Origin of the sequence: Myceligenerans xiligouense (assembly GCF_003814695.1) — a bacterium.
Taxonomy (GTDB): domain Bacteria; phylum Actinomycetota; class Actinomycetes; order Actinomycetales; family Cellulomonadaceae; genus Myceligenerans; species Myceligenerans xiligouense.
In genome coordinates this window covers 743,295-761,159 of the sequence record NZ_RKQZ01000001.1, presented here as the reverse complement: position 1 = coordinate 761,159, position 17,865 = coordinate 743,295, and the positions used below count along the sequence as shown (strand labels likewise).

10 protein-coding genes are annotated in these 17,865 nt (G+C 72.3%); 3 read left to right on the top strand and 7 right to left on the bottom strand.

Annotation, left to right across the window (positions count from 1 at the left end; all coding sequences use genetic code 11):
• Positions 1-20: 20 nt before the first annotated feature.
• From EDD34_RS03285 to EDD34_RS03275, 3 genes are all read right to left on the bottom strand, one after another.
• Positions 21-3,596, bottom strand: coding sequence for a LamG domain-containing protein (locus EDD34_RS03285; RefSeq protein WP_123813302.1), 3,576 nt, complete (start codon positions 3,594-3,596; stop codon positions 21-23).
• Between the two features lie 369 nt (positions 3,597-3,965).
• Positions 3,966-4,664, bottom strand: coding sequence for a response regulator (locus tag EDD34_RS03280; RefSeq protein WP_123813301.1), 699 nt, complete (start codon positions 4,662-4,664; stop codon positions 3,966-3,968).
• Positions 4,661-6,103 (bottom strand): sensor histidine kinase, encoded by a 1,443-nt coding sequence (locus tag EDD34_RS03275; protein WP_170176954.1) that lies wholly within the window; start codon positions 6,101-6,103, stop codon positions 4,661-4,663. Before EDD34_RS03275 ends, EDD34_RS03280 begins: the two co-directional genes overlap by 4 nt.
• A 187-nt stretch (positions 6,104-6,290) precedes the next feature.
• Between EDD34_RS03275 and EDD34_RS03270 the strand changes: the two genes are divergently transcribed.
• Together EDD34_RS03270 and EDD34_RS03265 are read left to right on the top strand one after the other, a co-directional pair.
• Positions 6,291-6,974 carry a response regulator transcription factor gene (locus tag EDD34_RS03270; RefSeq protein ID WP_123813299.1) on the top strand — a complete coding sequence of 228 codons (684 nt, stop codon included), beginning with the start codon at positions 6,291-6,293 and terminating at the stop codon, positions 6,972-6,974.
• Positions 6,975-6,978: 4 nt separating this feature from the next.
• Positions 6,979-8,337, top strand: coding sequence for a sensor histidine kinase (locus EDD34_RS03265; RefSeq protein WP_123813298.1), 1,359 nt, complete (start codon positions 6,979-6,981; stop codon positions 8,335-8,337).
• Between the two features lie 48 nt (positions 8,338-8,385).
• On the opposite strand, the gene EDD34_RS03260 is transcribed toward EDD34_RS03265, so the two are convergent.
• The 3 genes from EDD34_RS03260 to EDD34_RS03250 form a co-directional block, all read right to left on the bottom strand.
• Positions 8,386-9,432, bottom strand: coding sequence for a zinc-binding dehydrogenase (locus tag EDD34_RS03260; protein ID WP_123813297.1), 1,047 nt, complete (start codon positions 9,430-9,432; stop codon positions 8,386-8,388).
• Positions 9,433-9,620: 188 nt separating this feature from the next.
• The gene (locus tag EDD34_RS03255) at positions 9,621-12,254 is read right to left on the bottom strand and encodes an ABC transporter permease (RefSeq protein WP_246012161.1); all 2,634 of its coding nucleotides are present in this window, start codon (positions 12,252-12,254) and stop codon (positions 9,621-9,623) included.
• A complete protein-coding gene (locus tag EDD34_RS03250) occupies positions 12,251-13,063 on the bottom strand; it encodes an ABC transporter ATP-binding protein (protein WP_123813296.1) in 813 nt (270 codons plus the stop codon). The genes EDD34_RS03255 and EDD34_RS03250 overlap by 4 nt, the downstream gene beginning before the upstream one ends.
• Before the next feature lie 281 nt (positions 13,064-13,344).
• Here EDD34_RS03250 and EDD34_RS03245 point away from each other — a divergent pair, with 281 nt between their 5' ends.
• A complete protein-coding gene (locus EDD34_RS03245; RefSeq protein WP_123813295.1) occupies positions 13,345-16,224 on the top strand; it encodes an FtsK/SpoIIIE domain-containing protein in 2,880 nt (959 codons plus the stop codon).
• Here the strand turns inward: EDD34_RS03245 and EDD34_RS03240 are convergent.
• Positions 16,217-17,788, bottom strand: coding sequence for a ricin-type beta-trefoil lectin domain protein (locus tag EDD34_RS03240; protein WP_123813294.1), 1,572 nt, complete (start codon positions 17,786-17,788; stop codon positions 16,217-16,219). The two genes, EDD34_RS03245 and EDD34_RS03240, sit on opposite strands and share 8 nt — an antisense overlap.
• Positions 17,789-17,865: the final 77 nt, after the last annotated feature.

Below are 17,865 nucleotides of genomic sequence, written 5' to 3'. Positions count from 1 at the left end.
GGATCGTGTTCGGTTGTTGCTCACTCCGCGCCCCCCGGAACCTCGGTCGGCATGCCGAACTGGGTGTGGAGGAACTGGTTGATCTGCGCATCTGACAAGGTGCCGTTGAACAGCCACACGTCATCGACCTGGCCAGGCCAGTACCCGCTCCAAGCGCCGGCTGACCGCCCACGCCCCACCGAAACCGAGGCACTGGCAGAGAAGACGTCGACGTTCTCGATCATGGGGTTCACATCGGCGTCGTTTCCGTTGACCACCAGGCGGGCCGTTCGACGCGCCGCGTCGTACACGACCGCCAGGTGAGTCCAGTCGGTGGCGGACAGTTCCGAAGTGTCCACCGCTTCAGCCACTGTCGCGCTCGAGCCATCTGCGTCGCGCATGATCAGCCGCCAGGTCACCCCGGCAGGTTCCCCCTCGGCATCTGGTATCCCGGGTTCCGCCTCAACCAGCACAGCAGACTCGCTCGACCCGTTGATCGCCGCCACGGTCGCGGACCTGTCGAGTTCCCCGGCCGCCTGCGCCCACCCAGTCAGGGTGAACGAGTTCGACGTGTCCAGCGGCACGGAAGACGTGGCCGCGTATCCATCCACTCCGTCCAGCACAAGCGCCTGCTCGTCGACCCACCATTCCTGGTTCAGCCCGGCGCCCGCGGACAGCGTCAAGGACGGACCCTGTCCGCCGGTCGTGTCGACCTCACTCGCGACCGTGACCGGCGACGCTGTGGGGTCGACGGTGGTCGGCTCGAACGACCAACGCGCCGCGACCGACGGCCGGGCGTACGCAAGCGCAGCAGCCTCCCCGACGGGCACCATCCGGTCATAAAGGTTCACGCCGTCGACCCTGCCCGGCCAGAACGACGTCGGGTTCGCTGTCGCCGAATAACGGCCTGCACCGATGGTGACGGGGCCCAACTCCGAGACCGGATCCGAGAACGACCGCGGTTCGCTGGGCACGCCGTCGACGTAGATCAGCAACTGGTTCGTCAGCGAGTTGTGCACGCCCACCAGGTGGGTCCATCGCCCGGTCCGCACAGGCACGTCCGATCCGACGCCGGTGATCGCCAGGTCCGAGGTGTACCGGCCGAACGCCCAACGATCACTGCGGCCGTCGGCTGATCCCGTGTAGTAGAGCTTGTAGTCCATGTAGTCCGGCCCGGCCTGCGAGACCACGACCGCCTGCCCAGGCGTCTTGGCATCGAGGTACGCCCATGCCTCCACTGCAAACGAATACGCCGTGCCAACCCGTTCCGAGGATGGCGCCATCCCTGAATCCCCGGCACCGTCAAGCAACAGCGCGTCACCGTCAACACGCTCGCCCGCCGGCAACGAGGCAATATGGGCGTCCCCAGACAGCGTCAGCGGACTGTCGGCCGCCGCGCCGTCGAACCCCCACATGGAGATCGGGGGTCGGCCCGATCCGATCCGCACCTGGTAGGTCGCCGTCGTCGACTTGTTCCCTGCGGCATCCAGCGCCTGCGCGTTGATGGTGTAAACGCCTGGTTCCGAGGGCATCAAGTGGAAGCCCGCTTGCGCCGCGGTCACCTCCCGGCTCGACCCGGTCGGCTGCGCGTTGACTTCGTACCGGTACTTGACCACGTCACCCGAGGTCGTCGAGAAGTCGAAGCCACCGGACTGTCCCACGCCGTCCAACCACGGGTCCTCCGGGTTCTCCGGGTCGGAGGCCGGCCACCGAGCGGACGTGATCGTCGGCTCCTTCGGCCGTGAGGTGTCGTACACGAAGTGACACCGCCAGCCGCTGTCCGCATACGACCACTTGCTCGTGTCGCGCCCGTCCCAGACGCGCACCCCCCACCGCAGCAGCTTGTTCTCCGGGATCTCCGCCTTGGGCACCTGCACGCTGAACGCCGACCCATTCGCCTTCGAACTCGACGGCACCAGTCCCGAGGTCCACACCTGGTTGTTGTTCGTGTCGGTGATCGTGAACCGCACCTGCAGCCGGTCCCCGTCCGGGTCCGTGGCCTGCGACGCGACCAGCTTGTCGATCTGGCGGATCCGCGGTGCGTCCCCCGACTTCGCGCAGGAGCCGCCGGGGTTCATCGACAGCTGCGTCGCCTTGATCCGGTTGGGCGGACGGTTGTACTTCACCCGCACGTATCCGTTGCGCGAGAACTTCTTCCAGTACGACTTGCTGGTCTCGGAGTAGGCGCGCATCCCGAGCGTCAGGCGCCCCCAGCCCTCGTCGGCGAACCACTGCACCGTGTCCCGGATGCCGAACTCCGCGTCCGCCGCGCTGTTGCACGTGGACTGGTTCCCGCCGTAGTGGAACGAGTCGTGCGCGATCAGTTCCTTCCAGAACGTCGAGTTGCTCGTCTTGTTCCACGACGTGTTGGACGAGTTGATCGCCCCCACACGCCACAGGTCGACGCGGTGGTTCGAGCACACCGCGGAGTGCGTGTTCTTCACCACGAACTCGGCGGAGAGGATCCTGGTGCCCTTGAACCTCGACACGTCGAACTGGTACATCAGCCGGTAGGTCGACCCGCCCGGGCAGTCCGACCAGCCCGTGCACGTGCCCAGGCCCTGGGTCGTCTTCCCGTTGAACTTCCAGCCCATGTTGTCCGGGTACGACTTGTTCGGCGACGCCCACGCTCCCGCCTTCGGCGTGTGCCACTGCGGATCGATCACGACGGGAAACGTCGTCTCCGGGTCATTCAGCAACCCCTGATCCGGGATCAGCGTCAGCTGGTCGCGCTCCGCCGAGACCTCGACGCCAACCGCGGCAAACGTGTCGGGATCGCCATGCTCGCCCGCCGCGTCCGCGGCGGTGCCCGCGCTGCCGGCACCCGAAGCGCTCGCCCGAAGGGAGGTCGCCTCGGCGGACTCCCCGCCGGCCTGATCCGGCTCCTCGGCAACCGTGTCCCACATCGCCGCCGGCGGAGCGGCGAACACCACCCCGGCCGCGCCCTGGTCCCGGGCTTCCAGCCCGCCGTCCTCGGTCTCCGAGACGTCGAGCCCCTGGGTCTCCAGGGAGAACCGGATCTCGGCCAGCTCCGGCGATGTGGCAGCCTCGGGGGTCTTCACCACGAAGTACGAGGCATACCCGTCTTCCGTGGCCGTCATCTGCAGGTCCACACCGTCCAGTACCTCGCTGTACGTAGCGGTGTCACCGTCCAGACCGGGACTCGGCAGCGGCTCCGGCCACGTCAGCTCGACCACGCGGCCCATCCGGTCCATCCGCACCAGCGGCTCGTCGCCACCGGCGGAGAACTCGACATCCACCGTCGAAGCCACCGGTGCCACCACGCCGTCGGCCTCCCGCAGCGTGGTGTCCACGCGGACCCAGTCACCGTCGGCCCGCGTCCACTGCGGAACCACGAACGAACGCCCCTCCAGGGTGCCGTCCGGCTGCGCCCAGACCTCGCCCTGCTCGGAGCGCTGAGCGACGACCTCGACCGCCTCGCCGGTCTCCGCTGCCTCGGCCAGCGCCTCCGACTCGGCCTGTGAGACCGTCTCGATGTCCTCGACCGGCTGCGACCCGTCACCCGCTCCCTCGAGAACCGGCCGGCCGTCGTCCGCCAGCCCGTCCCCGGTCGGACCGTTCTCGGCCTCAGGCCCTTCGTACACGGGACCTGTCACCGGCAGTTCATCCGCGAACGCCGGTGTCGACACCGTCGGCACCAACACCACACCGAACAAGGCAGCGACGGTCACGAACGCCGCCACGAGAACTGGCCACCGAACCGCCATCGAAGGTCGAACAGGCACGACCGCTCCATTCCGTTCAAAACGGACGACACTCGCGGAGCCGCCGGACCGGCAGACAACTTACCCAGGTTCAAGGAGGTTCCGTCAACATTTATCCCTATTCAGGCCGCAATTTCACCCACAACAGGGCAAGGCGCCACCGCCAGGAAAGCCGCCAGCCAACTCCTGTCCATCGACACGTCACTCCCGCATCCAGGCGCCGCCCGTCGAGCACCCTGAACCATGCCGACGGACAGGCACTCACGCCCCCGGCCGCACCAGCCCCGTCTCGTACGCCGTCACCACGGCCTGCACGCGGTCACGCGCCCCCAGCTTGGCCAGGACGCGCCCCACGTGCGTCTTCACGGTCGCCTCGGCGACGTACAGCTCCGCCGCGATCTCCTGGTTCGACCGGCCGCGCGCCATCAGCACGAGCACCTCGCGCTCGCGCTCGGTGAGCGCGCCCAGCGCCGCGTGCGCCTCCGCGCCGTGCGGGTCGGTCGTGGGCAGCGCGGTCACCAGATGCTCCAGCAGCCGCCGCGTGGACGACGGCGCGATCACCGCGTCGCCCCGGTGCACCGTGCGCACGGCGGCGAGCAGTTCCTCCGGCGGCGCGTCCTTGAGCAGGAACCCGCTGGCGCCCACCCGGATCGCCTCGAGCACGTACTCGTCGAGGTCGAACGTCGTCAGCACGACGACGCGCGGTACGGCACCACCTCCGCCGTCGCCCCCCAGCAACCGTTCCGTGGCCTGCAGGCCGTTGAGGTTGGGCATCCGCACGTCCATGAGGACGACGTCGGCCGGGGTGCCGGCGAGGAGGCGCAGTGCCTGGAGGCCGTCGCTCGCCTCACCGACGACGGTGAGGTCGGGCTGCGAGTCGATCACCATGCGCAGTCCCGCACGGACGAGCTGCTGGTCGTCGACGAGGACGACGCGGGTGTGTTCAGCGGTCTCGGTCATGACTCCTCATCAGTGGCTGTACGGGCGGACCTGCCCGCCGTGGCACCGGTCGTCGCGCCAGATGCCGCTCCGTCCGGAGCGTCCGTAGGCACACCGTCACCCCCGGACCCGTCAGCCGACGCCTCGTGCGGCGCGAACCGTAGATGCCCGACGCCGGACGGCGCGGCCGGCACCGGAACGACGAACCGCACCTGGAACCCGCCCCCGGACCTCGGGCCGGCAGTGAGGGACCCCCCGAACAGCTCGGCGCGCTCGCGCATCCCGACCAGACCGTACCCCGGGCCGGGGGCACCGGACTGGGTGTTCGAGGCGAGCCCGCGACCGTCGTCGGACACCTTCAGCTCGATCTCGCGTTCGCCCCAGCGGATCAGGACGGTCGCCTGGGGGTCGGGTCCGGCGTGCTTGCGCACGTTCGTGAGGGCCTCCTGGGCGACGCGGTAGATGTTGAGCCCGATGCCTGGCGGCAGCTGGCGTTCCTCGCCGATCCGGGCGTAGGAGACGCGCATCCCGTCGGATCGGGACTGCTCGACGAGCGCCTCGATCTGGGTGACGTCGGGCTGCGGGGCGATCGGAGCCGGCTCGGCGGCGGAACCCGTGGCGCCCGGCCCGTCCGACGGTGCACCCGGCGCCTCACCCGGCGCGGGCGACGTGCGCAGCACCCCGAGGATCTTGCGCATGTCCGCCAGGGCCGCACGACCCGTCTCCGCGATGGTGTCCAGGGCACGGCTCGCCGCCTCCGGGTCGGCCCGGGCGGCGTAGCGGCCGCCGTCGGCCTGGGCGATGACAACGGACAGGGAGTGCGCGACGACGTCGTGCATCTCCCGGGCGATGCGCGCGCGTTCGGCCCCGGCCGCGATCGTCGCCTGCTGATCGCTCTCCAGTTGCAGCCGCTCCGCACGATCGCGCAGGGCGTCCAGCATGGCCCTCCGGGACCGGCGGAACAGGCCCAGCGCCCAGGCGGTGCAGAAGATGAGGAAGGCGAAGGCCCCCGCGGCCTCGGCGCCGCCGCCGGTGTCGCCGGACAGGATCTTGGTCTCCAGGTAGAGCAGGAAGCATCCGGCCGCCGCCGCGATGATGCCCGCCCGCGGCCCCCACCGCGGCCCGTAGGCGGTCAGGCCGTAGAGGGAGTAGGGGAGCATCAGGTCGGCCGGCAACATGACTGGCACCCCGAGCCCCATGTGGGTCAGCGCGAGGACCAGCATGGCGCCGGTCGAGGCGACCGGCCGGGTCCGCACCCAGGCCATCGGCACCATCATGAGCGCGGACCACACGGCGGGGAACCATCCCGGCAGACCGGATGCCCAGACCATCGCCTCGGTGGCGCTGACCGCGGCGACGAGCACGAAGCCCCCGAGAACCAGCGCCACGGTCACGTCGGTGGCGAAGCGATGGCGTTCGAACCACCCGGACACGCGTTCGTACAGACTGGGGCTCTCCACGGTGGCCAGCGTATGGCCCGCCGTTGACCCGCGCGTCATACCGTGGTAGCAATTTGCCTGGACACGGGGATGATTCGTACGGTTCGTGGCGGGTTCGCCGAACGAGCCGCCGAACCGATTCGTCAAACCACTAGATGTACCCCTGCCCATGGCAGCCAGGACGCGCGTTATGCCCTACCATGGCGGAATGACTCACGTACTCCTAGCCGAGGACGACCCGGCCATTGCCGAGCCGTTGGCGCGTGCGCTTACCCGTGAAGGTTACGACGTCGTCGCGCAAGGAACCGGCAAAGGTGCGATCGAGCACGCGAGCGGTGCGGACATCGTGGTTCTGGACCTGGGCCTGCCCGACATGGACGGCTTGGACGTCGCGCGGGAGATTCGCGGGAGCGGCCTGACGGTTCCGGTCCTCGTTCTCACCGCACGCGCCGACGAGGTCGACCTCGTCGTGGGCCTCGACGCCGGCGCCGACGACTACGTCACCAAGCCCTTCCGGCTCGCCGAGCTGCTCGCCCGCGTGCGGGCGCTCCTGCGCAGGACGCACGGCGACACCGGCGAGGAGGAGGAGCTGCACGCACAGGACGTGCGGGTGGACGTCTCCGCGCACCGCGCCTTCCAGGGAGATCGTGAGCTGCACCTGACCACCAAGGAGTTCGACCTGCTCCGGGTGCTCGTGCAGAACGCCGGCTCCGTCGTCGTCCGCGACACGCTGATGCGCGACGTCTGGGGCTCGGACCCCGTCGGCTCGACCAAGACGCTCGACATGCACGTCTCGTGGCTGCGCCGCAAGCTCGGCGACGACGCGAACGCCCCGCGCTACGTCTCGACCGTGCGCGGTCTCGGCTTCCGCTTCGAGATCGGAGCGAGCTAGCCACATGCGCCACCGCATCGTCCAAGCGACGATGGTCGCGGTCGCGGTCGCGGTTCTGCTGCTCGGAGTGCCCTTCGCCATCTTCGGCGCCCGGTTCGTCTACGACACCGAGGTGAAGCGGATCGAGCAGCGGGCCGTCACGTTAACCGAGGACGTCGCCCGTGAGGTGTCTCTGGTGACGTACGACGGCGAGCTCTCCGATGAGCTGCTCGCGGAAGCCGTCCAGCCGGCCGAGACCGAGACACCGGCACACGTGACCGTCAGCCTGCCCACCGGAACTCTCATCTCGCGCGGCGAGACACCGACAGGTCCCGTGATCGACGCCGCGTGGAGCACCAAGACCCCTCCCTTCGTCGCGGTCACCATCGAGGTGTCCGCCTGGCCCGCCTACATCAAGGCCGGTCAACTCGTCTTCCTCATGCTGATCGGCAGCGCCGCCGCGTTCACCGCGGGCTCGGTGACCGCCGCCTGGCAGGCCGAACGCCTCGCCCGGCCGTTCGTGTACCTGTCCGGCGCCGCCGAGCAGCTCGGTGCCGGGCAGGTACGGCCCCGGCTCGAACCGTCCGGCGTCGAGGAGATCGACCTGGTCGCCGCCGAGCTCGCGCGCAGTTCGGACCGCCTGGCCGCCCGGCTCGCCGTCGAGCGGCAGTTCACCTCGGACGCCTCCCACCAGCTCCGCACCCCGCTCACCGCCCTGACCATGCGGCTGGAGGAGATCACTCTCACCTCCTCCGAGCCCGAGGTGCAGGAGGAGGCTCGGATCTCGCTGGAACAGGTGGAGCGGCTGGTCGGCGTCGTCGACGATCTGCTCGCCCGTTCCCGCAAGGCGCAGGGCGGCACCACCGAGTCCGTGGACCTGGCCGTCGTCTTCCGGCAGCAGCACGAGGAATGGCGCGACACGTTCGAGGCGGAGGGCCGCACGCTCGTCGTCGAGGAGCCCGACGGCGAACGCGTGCTCGCCACACCCGGCGCGCTCGCACAGACCCTGTCGACCCTGCTCGAGAACTCGCTGCGGCACGGCGACGGCGCGACGACGCTGCGCTCCCGCCCGTCGGGCACCCGCGGCATGGTCGCGGTCGAGGTCACCGACGAGGGCGAGGGCGTCCCCGAGGACATGGTCGGCCAGATCTTCGAGCGTGGCGTGACCTCCGGGAACGGCACGGGACTCGGCCTCGCGCTCGCACGCGACCTCGTCGCGGCCGACGGCGGGCGGCTCGAGCTCAGACAGCGCACGCCACCCGTGTTCTCCGTGTTCCTGGCGGGCGTACCGCGCACCTACGACCCGCAGGCGGTCCTGCCGGTCGGGTCGACCGTGTCGTCGGCGGAGGCCGGCAAGCGACGCCGCTGGGGACGACGGGGCTGACGGCAGTCCCCGGCGCCCTCCGTCCCCTGCGATCAGCGGGGGCCGGAGCTAGGCGTCCGGGTGGATCATGGTCATCCCCGCGACGGTCGCGCGGTCGAAGCGCGGCAGCAGCTCGGCCGCCTCGGCGAGGCCGATCACCCGCTCCACGAGGTCCTGCGGGCGCAGCACGCCCCGGTCGATGAGCGCGAGCATGCCCGGGTAGTCCGCCGCGGCCATACCGTGGCTGCCCAGGAGGTCGAGCTCCCACCCGATGACGCGACCCATCGGCACTCTCGGGTGGCCGCCGACCGCGACCGGGGGCAGCAGCCCGATCTGCACGTGGCGGCCGCGGCGCCGGAGGCTGAGAACGGCGTCGGCGCAGGTCTGCTCGCTGCCGACCGCGTCGACGGCGACGTGGCTCCCGCCGCCCGTGAGGTCGTGCACGACGTCGGGCACCGGGGTGGCGCCGTCGGCCACGACCACGTGCTCCGCGCCGAGGGACTCGGCGACGTCGAGCGCCTCCCGGTTGCGGTCGACGGCGACGACGCGCGCCCCGAGCGCTCGCGCGATCATCACGGCGCTCAGCCCGACACCGCCCGCCCCGACCACGGTGACCCACTCTCCTTCGCGGACGGCGGCGCGGCCGGCGAGTCCGCGGTAGGCCGTGGCGAACCGGCAGCCGAGCGCGGTGGCCGCGTCGGAGCTGACGGTGTCGGGGACGGCCACGAGGTTGGTGTCGGCGGCGTGGAGGGCGACCTTCTCGGCGAACGATCCCCAGTGGGTGAAGCCGGGCTGTTCCTGGTCGGGGCAGACCTGCGCGTCGCCCTGGGCGCACCAGGCGCAGCGGCCGCAGCCGCAGACGAACGGGACGGTGACGCGGTCGCCGACGTGCCAGTCCGCGACGCCGGAGCCGACGGCGGCCACGACGCCGGCCAGTTCGTGGCCGGGGACGTGAGGGAAGGCGATGTCGTCGTGCCCGGCCCAGGCGTGCCAGTCGCTGCGGCACAGCCCGGTCGACTCGACCCGCACGACGACGCCGCCGTCCGGCGCGACGGGTTCGGGGACGTCCCGCACCCGGGGTGTCGCGCCGGCGGCGTCGAAGATCACTGCGCGCATCGCGGAGGGCCTCTCGTGGACGGCGGGGAAGGACCACTCAGGCTACCGGCGACCCGCGGGGCCCGGCACACGGGACCGCCGAGGTGGCGGGCTGCATCGGCAACCCGCCACCTCGGCGATCCGCACGGCCGGGGACGGCCGGTCTCACGTGGGCCCGCGACCTCGGCGGTTCCCGGGCCGCGGCGAGGTCACTCCCCCCCGAGCGCCTCCACCGGTGAGGCCTTCAGGGCGCTCCGTGCCGGGGCCACCGACGCGATGAGGCCGGCGACGACCGAGACGACCAGGACCACCCCCAGGTCGAGCCAGGGCACGGTGAGCGTCACGCCGCCCATGACAGACAGCACGGTGAGCGCTCCGGTCCAGCCGTAGACGAGCCCGAGCACGATCCCGAGCACCGCCCCGACCCCGGCGATGAGCATGCCCTCCACGGCGAGCATGCCGCGCAGCTGGGACTTGCTCAGTCCGATGGCCCGCAGGGTGGCGGACTCGCGCCGCCGTTCGATCACGGACAGGGACAGCGTGTTGGCGACACCGATCACGGCGATCACCACGGCGACGGCGAGGAGGCCGACGACGATCCCGAGCATCACGTTGATGACCTGTTCGAACTGGGCACGCTGCGCGGCGGGACCCGTGATGAACAGGTTGTCGTCGGACAGGACGTCCTGGACGTCGGCGAGCGCGTCGGCCGGATCGGCCTCGGTGGAGAGGGAGGCCCACACCTGGTCGAACCTCGCGTCGGGGTCGATCTTGCGGAGATCGGCCAGGGTGACGAGGTTGGCAAGGCCTCCGTTGCTGGTCAGCGTGACCGTGAGGGGCACGGTGCCGCCCGCCCCGGTGATCTCCAGGGTGTCTCCCTCGGCGACCTCCAGGTACTCCAGGTCGCTCTCGGTGAGCAGGATCGTGCCGGGTTCGAGGGCGTCGAGGGCCGGGGTGTCGTTCACCGTGGCACGGAGGTCGCCGACCTCGGCGCCACGGACGTACACGTACCCGTCCCCCGGGAGTTGCCCGTCCGCGGCGTACACCTCGGTGACGGTGCTGACGGCGTCGACGCCGGCGACGTCGCCCACGGCCGACGGCGGGACGTCGCCACCCCCGGGCATGACGATGAGGTCCACGGGGAACGACTCGTCCAGAGTCGAGTCCGCGGTCTGGCGGGCGGCTGCCGCGCCGGTCGTCATCGTCATGATCAGCGTGACGCCGATGAGCAGCGCCGTGGCGGTCGCGGAGGTGCGGCGCGGGTTGCGCAGCGTGTTCGCGGCGGCCAGGCGGGATGCGGGGCCGGTCCGGGTGACGAGCGCGCCGAGCAGTGCGGCGACCTTCGGCAGCCAGAACACGGTCCCGACGATGACGCCGATGAGCGAGATGGCCCCGCCGAGCACGGTGGCGGCCAGGCCGATCTCGGTCTGCCCGCTGGTGCCGAGGAAGACCCCGAGCCCGACGAGGACGAACCCGCCGACGGTCGCGAGCGCGGAGAAGACGGCACGCACCCGACCGGCGCCCTTGCGCACGCTCGGGGCCTCGGCCGGCCGCAACGCGGCGAGCGGGGCGACACGGGTGGCGTTCCTGGCAGGTGCCAGGGCGGCGACGAGCGTCACGAGCGTGCCGACGGCGAGCGGGACGAGCACGACCTGCGGGGTGATCGTGACGGTGGTCGGCAACGGCACCCCGAGGTCGAACTGCGGGGCGACGAACAACGCGGTCTGCGCCAGCAGGACGCCGACCGCCACACCGCCGATCGAGGCGAGCAGTCCCAGGACGGCAGCCTCGAGGAGCACGGATCGGTAGAGCTGCCCGCGCCCGGCCCCGATGCAGCGCAGCAGCGCGAGGGTGCGCGTGCGCTGGGCGACGAGTACCTGGAACGTGTTGGCGATGACCAGCCCGGCGACGAGGAGCGCGATGGCGGCGAAGCTGAGGACGAAGACCAGGAAGACGAGGTCCTCGCCACCGGTCCGCTCGGCGCTGACCTGTTGGGCGTGCTCGTCCACGGTCTTGACGGCGTGCTCTCCACCGCTCACCACCGCGGAGTCCAGGGCGTCGCGCATCGCCGGTGTCGGCTCACCGTCGGAGAGCGCGGACGGTTCCAGGAGCGCGGCGATCTCGAAGGTCTCGCCGGGTACCGGTTCCTCGCTCCACTCCTCGATGTCGGCGGCGGTGGCCACCACGGCGCCACCGCTGTAGGCGTAGGCGCCGTACGGGTCCTCGGTGAGACCGACGACACGGACCGTCTCGGCAACGTCCTCGCCGTCGCCGGTCTCGGGGTCGGTCACCACCCAGCGGTTGGTTTCGATCTCGTCGCCGATCCCGACGCGAAGCCGCTCGGCGACGTCGGCGGGCAGGGCGATCTCACCGCGCTCCGACGGCCACTTGCCGTCGGCCAGGTCGAGCGGGATGAGGCGGTCGTCCTGCGGCCGAGCGATGCTTTCCGCGTACGTGGCCACGCTGCCGTCGGTGAAGCCCAGGTAGGTGCTCCGCACGGGGTCCGCGGCGATGACGCCGTCGGTGCCGCGGACGGCCTCGACGTCCGCGCGCCAGTCGTTCCCGGACGTGGTGACCAGCACGTCGGCGTCGGCGTAGCGCGCGGCGATCGTGTCGTAGGTGGCGCGGGTGATGACGTTGCCGGCCAGGAGCGTCACGGCGACGAAGGCCGTACCGATCAGGATCGCGATCCCGGCAGCGGCCAGGCGGCCCCCGCTGCGGCGCATCTGCGCCATCGTGTAGCGGGCCGTGGGCAGGTTGTTGCGTTGCGGGGGCCGGGCCGCGACGCCGGCGGGCGAGGTGCCCCGTGCGCCGGTGGCGGGAGTGGTGGTCGTCGTGGTCACCGGGCACCAGCCCCGGGGACGACCGGCGTGGTGCCCGTCGAGACGTTCGGCTCCAGCGTGCGCAGCGCGTCCAGGCCGGCCAGCGCCGACTCGGGCGTCGGGTCGCTGATGTCGCCGGCGATGCGGCCGTCGGCGAGGAGGACGACGCGGTCCGCGTAGGCCGCGGCGGCGGGGTCGTGCGTGACCATGATGATGGTGCGGCCGAGCTCACGGACGCTGCGGCGCAGGAAGCTGAGCACCTCGGCACCGGAGCGGGAGTCGAGGTTACCGGTGGGTTCGTCGGCGAAGACGACGTCGGGCTGCGCGATGAGCGCGCGGGCGATCGCGACCCGCTGCTGCTGACCACCGGACATCTCGGCCGGTCGGTGGGACAGGCGCTCCGTCAGACCGAGCGTCTCGACCAGGGTGGTGAGCCACTGGCGGTCGACCGTGCCGCCCGCGAGTTCCACGGGGAGCGTGATGTTCTGCTCGGCCGTGAACATCGGCAGGAGGTTGAACTGCTGGAACACGAAGCCGACGCGGTCACGGCGCAGCTTCGTCAGAGCGCTGTCGTTCAGCGCGGTGACGTCGGTGGTGCCGACGAACGCCTGCCCCGACGTCGCGGTGTCCAGCCCGGCGAGCAGGTGCATCAGTGTCGACTTGCCCGAACCCGACGGGCCCATGATCGCCGTGAACTCGCCGGCGGCGAAGTCCACGTCGACGCCCGCGAGAGCGTGCACGGCGGCCTCCCCGGATCCGTAGGTCTTGGTGAGGTCACGCGCCCGGACGGCGCGGGCGCCGTCGACGGGGACGTACACGGTGGTGTCCACGGGAGTACTCCTCGGGATGAAGGGGTGATTCAAGAACACCCCGGAATCTACGGATCGGCGGGGCGGCTCGCGTCGTGCGACGGGATGGTCCTGTGCGGCAGCTCTGTCATACCTGGGTCGTACGACCACCCTGAATCCGTGGGACCGGGGACCCGGGTGATACCCCGAACACCGAGATCCGCGCCGGTGACGGCGACGCGAGGCTGTGCACGACCCTGACCGTGCACAAGCGGCCCGGATGCGCCGCCCGCCCGCGACGACCGTGCGGCAGCGTGGAGCCCATGACCGTCCGTGTGACCGTGCACCCGGGTGAGGACGTCGAGCTGTCCGACGGCGTGCCCACCGCCACCTTCCGAGATCCGCTCGCCGCACTCCTGTGCCGCCCCGAGCTGCGCCGTGCCGCCCTCCTCGCCGACGGCGCGCCCGTCCCCGAGGACTGCCGCGCCGGGGAACGGCCGCTGCTGCCCGGAGCGACCCTGACGACCCGTCGGCAGGGCGCCGCCCCGATACCCGACGACGGCCCGCTGCTCCGTGCGCGGTGGGTGCTGGCCCGGACCACCGGCAGCCGCGCGGGCGTGCTCGTACCCGTCGGCGGCCCGCGGGACCTCGTGCGCGCCACACGGCGGCTGACCGAAGCGGCCGCCCACGGCGGGTGGCGCGGGACCGCACTCCGTCTGCGGCGCGGCGGGGCACGCGGTGTTCTCGGCCCGCCACGAGGGTCGTCCGACGTGGCGTGGGTGCTCAGCCTGCTACCGGTCCTCACCTCGGTGGCCGTGGCGGTCCTCCTGCGCCAGCCCGCGCTCGCCCTGTTCGCCCTGGTGGGTCTCGCGGGCCTGCTCCCCCACGTGCTCCGGCGCCGCACCACCGGGGCCGGGACGCTCGGCGCGCCGCCAGCCAGGACCCGGCCGCACCGGGGAGGTCCCGACTCCCTGCTCGCCTTCGCCGTCGCCGCCCACCAGACCGCACCGGGAACCTGGCGCGCCGCCCGGGCCGCCTGGTCCAAGGCACCCGTCCCGCCCGGGTGGCCCGGCGGCGTGTGGGACGACCTCCTGGGTGACGGGTCGGTGGCCGTGACGGGCGCGGACGGACCCGCCCGGGCCGTGGCCCGCGCCGTCGTCGCCGACCTCGCCGCACGCGGCAGGCCCGTCCGGGTCCTCGGTGCCACCCGCCACTGGACCTGGTGCCGCTGGCTCACCACGCCCGGTCCCGGCCCGGGCACACCCGGGCACGGGCCGGCCGGCTCCGGCCACGACCCCACCACTCCCGTCCACGACACCACGCTCCCGGAGGGTGCCGCCGACGCCACCACCGCGCCCGCTGTCGTCGTGGACCACGGCACGCCGGACGACCACGCCGCCGCGCGTCGCGCCGTCGCCCAGGGCGCCGTCGCCGTCGTCCTCGGCACCACCGACGGCTGCCGTACCGTCGTCACCGTCCAGGACGGCCGCCTCCACGTCACCGGACCGGAGACCCGCCGCCGCGTCCGCCCACTCGTCGGCGTCACCACCGAGTGGGCAGAGCACTACGCCCGGCGCCTCGCCGGCGCCCGACACCTCGGCCGCACGCTCGCCACGCTCACCGGCACCGCGGCCCCCGCCACGGTCACCACCGCGAACCTGCCCGACGACGTCCCGCTCGGCAGCCTGCACGACCTCGACGGCCTGTCCGCCGGCCCGACGAACCCCCGCAGCGGCAGCTGGGCCGTACCGCTCGGTCGCACCACGACCGGAACCGTCACCTGGGACCTCGTCACCGACGGACCACACCTCCTCGTCGCGGGCACCACCGGCTCCGGCAAGTCCGAGCTGCTGCGCGCGCTCGTGCTCGGGCTCGCGCTGCAACACCCGCCCGGCCGCCTCATGCTCGGCCTCATCGACTTCAAAGGTGGCGCGGGACTCGGCCCTCTGACCGGGCTGCCACACGTCGCCGGGCAGGTCACCGACCTTGACGCGGCTCTCGCCGCACGGGCTCTGGCAGGACTTCAGGCCGAGCTACGGCGCCGCAAGACGATCCTCGCCGAGCAGGGCGCGGCGGACGTCGCGGCCCTGGCCCCCGGGACGGTGCCGCGCCTGGTCGTCGTCGTCGACGAGTTCCGGGCGCTCGCCGACGACCTGCCCGAGCTCATCCCCGGACTCATCCGGATCGCCGCCCAGGGGCGGTCGCTGGGCGTGCATCTCGTCCTCGCGACCCAGCGGCCGGCCGGTGCCGTCAGCGCCGACGTCCGGGCGAACGTCACGGCGCGGCTCGCGCTGCGTGTCACCGACCCGCTCGAGTCCCGCGACGTGGTGGACTGCCCCGACGCCGCGGCGCTGCCGGTGGACCGGCCCGGTCGCGCGGTCCTCCGGATCGGGTCGGCGGCACCGGCCGTGCTGCAGTGCGCTCACACCGGTCCCGTCCGCCCGGCGATGCCGGTCCGGCGGGCCACGCCCTTCGGGCGAACCCGCGGTGCACGGGCTGGAACAGTACTCGGCGTCCCGTCCGCGCCAGGACGACACCGGGCCGGCACCGGGCCCGAGGAGCCGGCCGGTCTGGTCGCCACGATCCGCGCGGCCTACGGGGCCTCTGCCTCCCACCCACCGCTCTGGCTGCCACCTCTCCCGGACCGGGTGACGCCCGCGGAACTGGCGGACCAGGACGACCGGGACGCTCCCGGCCTGCTGCTCGCCCTCGGAGACCTGCCGGACCAGCAGCGCCGGACGGTCGTCCGCTGGGACCCCGACGACGGCAACCTGGCCGTGCTCGGCCGGACGAGGTCCGGCCGCACCACCGCGCTCGCTGCCCTGGCCGCGGCGGCGCGAGTGCTCGGCATGACCGTGCGGACCGTCACGCCCGCCTCGGCGACCGCGCCGGAGCACGGCGACGATCTTCTGCTGGTCGACGATCTGGAGGCGGTCCGAGCGGCCCACCCCGGCTGGGTACCGCCGCCCGGCGTCGCGGTCGCCGTCGCCACGCGCAGCCCGGCGGCCGCCTACGCCTGTGGCACGGGGCCGCGGCTCGTCATGCTGAGCCGCGACCGCGCCGACGACGTCGCCCTGGGCGCCCCCGCGGCCCTGGCGGGTTCCGGCGGCGTCCCAGGGCGTGCCGCGTGGTGCGGCCGGACCGGAACGGTGCTGTGTCAGGTCGTTCTGCCTCAGGTCGTTCTGCCTCCGGCGATCACCTGAGCCACCACTTCTGGTTCGCGCCGCCGTGGCACTCCCAGATCACGAGCTTCGTGCCGTCGTTGCCGTTCCAGCCCTGGACGTCGACACATTTGTTCGCGGCGATCGACACCAGGTCGCCGGCCCCGGACAGCACCCACTGCTGCGCGACGTTCCCGCTGCAGTTGACGATCTGCACCGTTGTCCCGTTCGCGGGGTCGCCCCAGGCGAGGTCCATGCACAGACCTCCGGCACGGACGGTTCCGTCCGAATGGAACGTCCAGCGCTGCGCGGCGGTGCCGTTGCAGGTCCAGATCTGCAGGGGCACACCGTCGGTGAAGTTCGAGTTCGGCACGTCGATGCACTTGCCCTCGTAGCCGACGATCTCCCGTCCGGCCCCGCCGCCTCCGGTCGTCGTGAGGCTCAGGTTGTAGTTCGCCAGGATCGGGTTGATCGGCTGGTAGATGAACCGGCCGTTGGTGGCGCAGTCGCCGATCCGGCCGGAGGTCACGCCTTGCGCCTGGTCACCCGAGATCACCGAGCCGCCGGAGTCACCGCCCTCGGCGCAGGCCGATCCGGTGGCCATCCCGGGGATGTCGCCGTTCCCGTAGTTGATCGTGACGTTCTTCTCCTGGATCACGCCACAGCGCCAGCCCGTTGTCCTGCCCGAGCGGCACACCGAGGCACCGATGGGCATCTCGTTCGAGCCCGCGACCGCGGCGGTGCCGCCCGCATGGTTGGTCACGGCCGGGGTCGGCGTCCAGTTGCTGTTGGTCCGGACCCACGCCCAGTCGTGCCCCGGGAACTGCGAGCCGGCGTAGTTGCCCAGCGCGGCGCCGTCGGACGCGTTGACCGCGTCCCCCGTGTTGCCGCAGTGCCCGGCCGTCACGAATCCGCCCGCCACGGCGAACCCGATCGAGCACAGCGTCACGTACCCGTCGCCGGTGGGCCGGTGGAACTCGGTGCCGCCCACGATGTCCCGCGCGGGGACGGGGGCCGTGTCGGAGTGCTCCACCCGCACGACGCCGGACGGCACACCCGCCTCGTCTGCCAGCGCACGCGCGGCACCCGCGTCGGCCGCCTCGATGACCAGCGCGTTCGTCTCCGGGTCGGCGTACCAGGCGTGCACGGACCGCGGCGCTCCGACGTCGTCGAGGGCTTCCTTCCAGCGAGTGAGCTCGTCGAGGCCGTGCGGGACGACCACGGCCTCCGCCCCGGTCTTCCGGACCGCGCTCGCCGCCGCCCTGGTCGTGACGGCCACGCGGACCTCGTCGGCACTCTCGGGCACCCAGGTGCCCGCGTAGTCGCCGCCGAGCGACGAGGCGAAGTGCTCCTCCAGGCCCGCCGCGCTCGCGTCGAGCGCCAGACGTGCGGGGATCTCCTCCGGGGTGAGGCCGAGGTCCCGCTCGAACGCCTCGACCTGCTCGGGCGGAACGCCTGCCACGTCCGGCGCGAGGGCCGAGCGGGCCGGCTCGGCGCCCGTGGCCGGAGCACCCACGAGTGCGGCGCCCGCCAACAGGGTCGCGACGGCCAACGGCGTCAGCGCTGTCAACGGTGTGCGATTCGACTTGCCTGGCGATCTGAGCATCGACGACTCCTCGGTGGGACCAGCCTGGGCCGGGGTGGGGTGGGAGGACACGGCACGTGGGAGACGACGGCGCCGTC

Coding starts and splice junctions, on each gene's coding strand:
- EDD34_RS03270 (WP_123813299.1), top strand. CDS start 6,291: ATGACTCACGTACTCCTAGCCGAGGACGACCCGGCCATTGCCGAGCCG.
- EDD34_RS03240 (WP_123813294.1), bottom strand. CDS start 17,788: ATGCTCAGATCGCCAGGCAAGTCGAATCGCACACCGTTGACAGCGCTG.
- EDD34_RS03280 (WP_123813301.1), bottom strand. CDS start 4,664: ATGACCGAGACCGCTGAACACACCCGCGTCGTCCTCGTCGACGACCAG.
- EDD34_RS03265 (WP_123813298.1), top strand. CDS start 6,979: ATGCGCCACCGCATCGTCCAAGCGACGATGGTCGCGGTCGCGGTCGCG.
- EDD34_RS03260 (WP_123813297.1), bottom strand. CDS start 9,432: ATGCGCGCAGTGATCTTCGACGCCGCCGGCGCGACACCCCGGGTGCGG.
- EDD34_RS03245 (WP_123813295.1), top strand. CDS start 13,345: ATGACCGTCCGTGTGACCGTGCACCCGGGTGAGGACGTCGAGCTGTCC.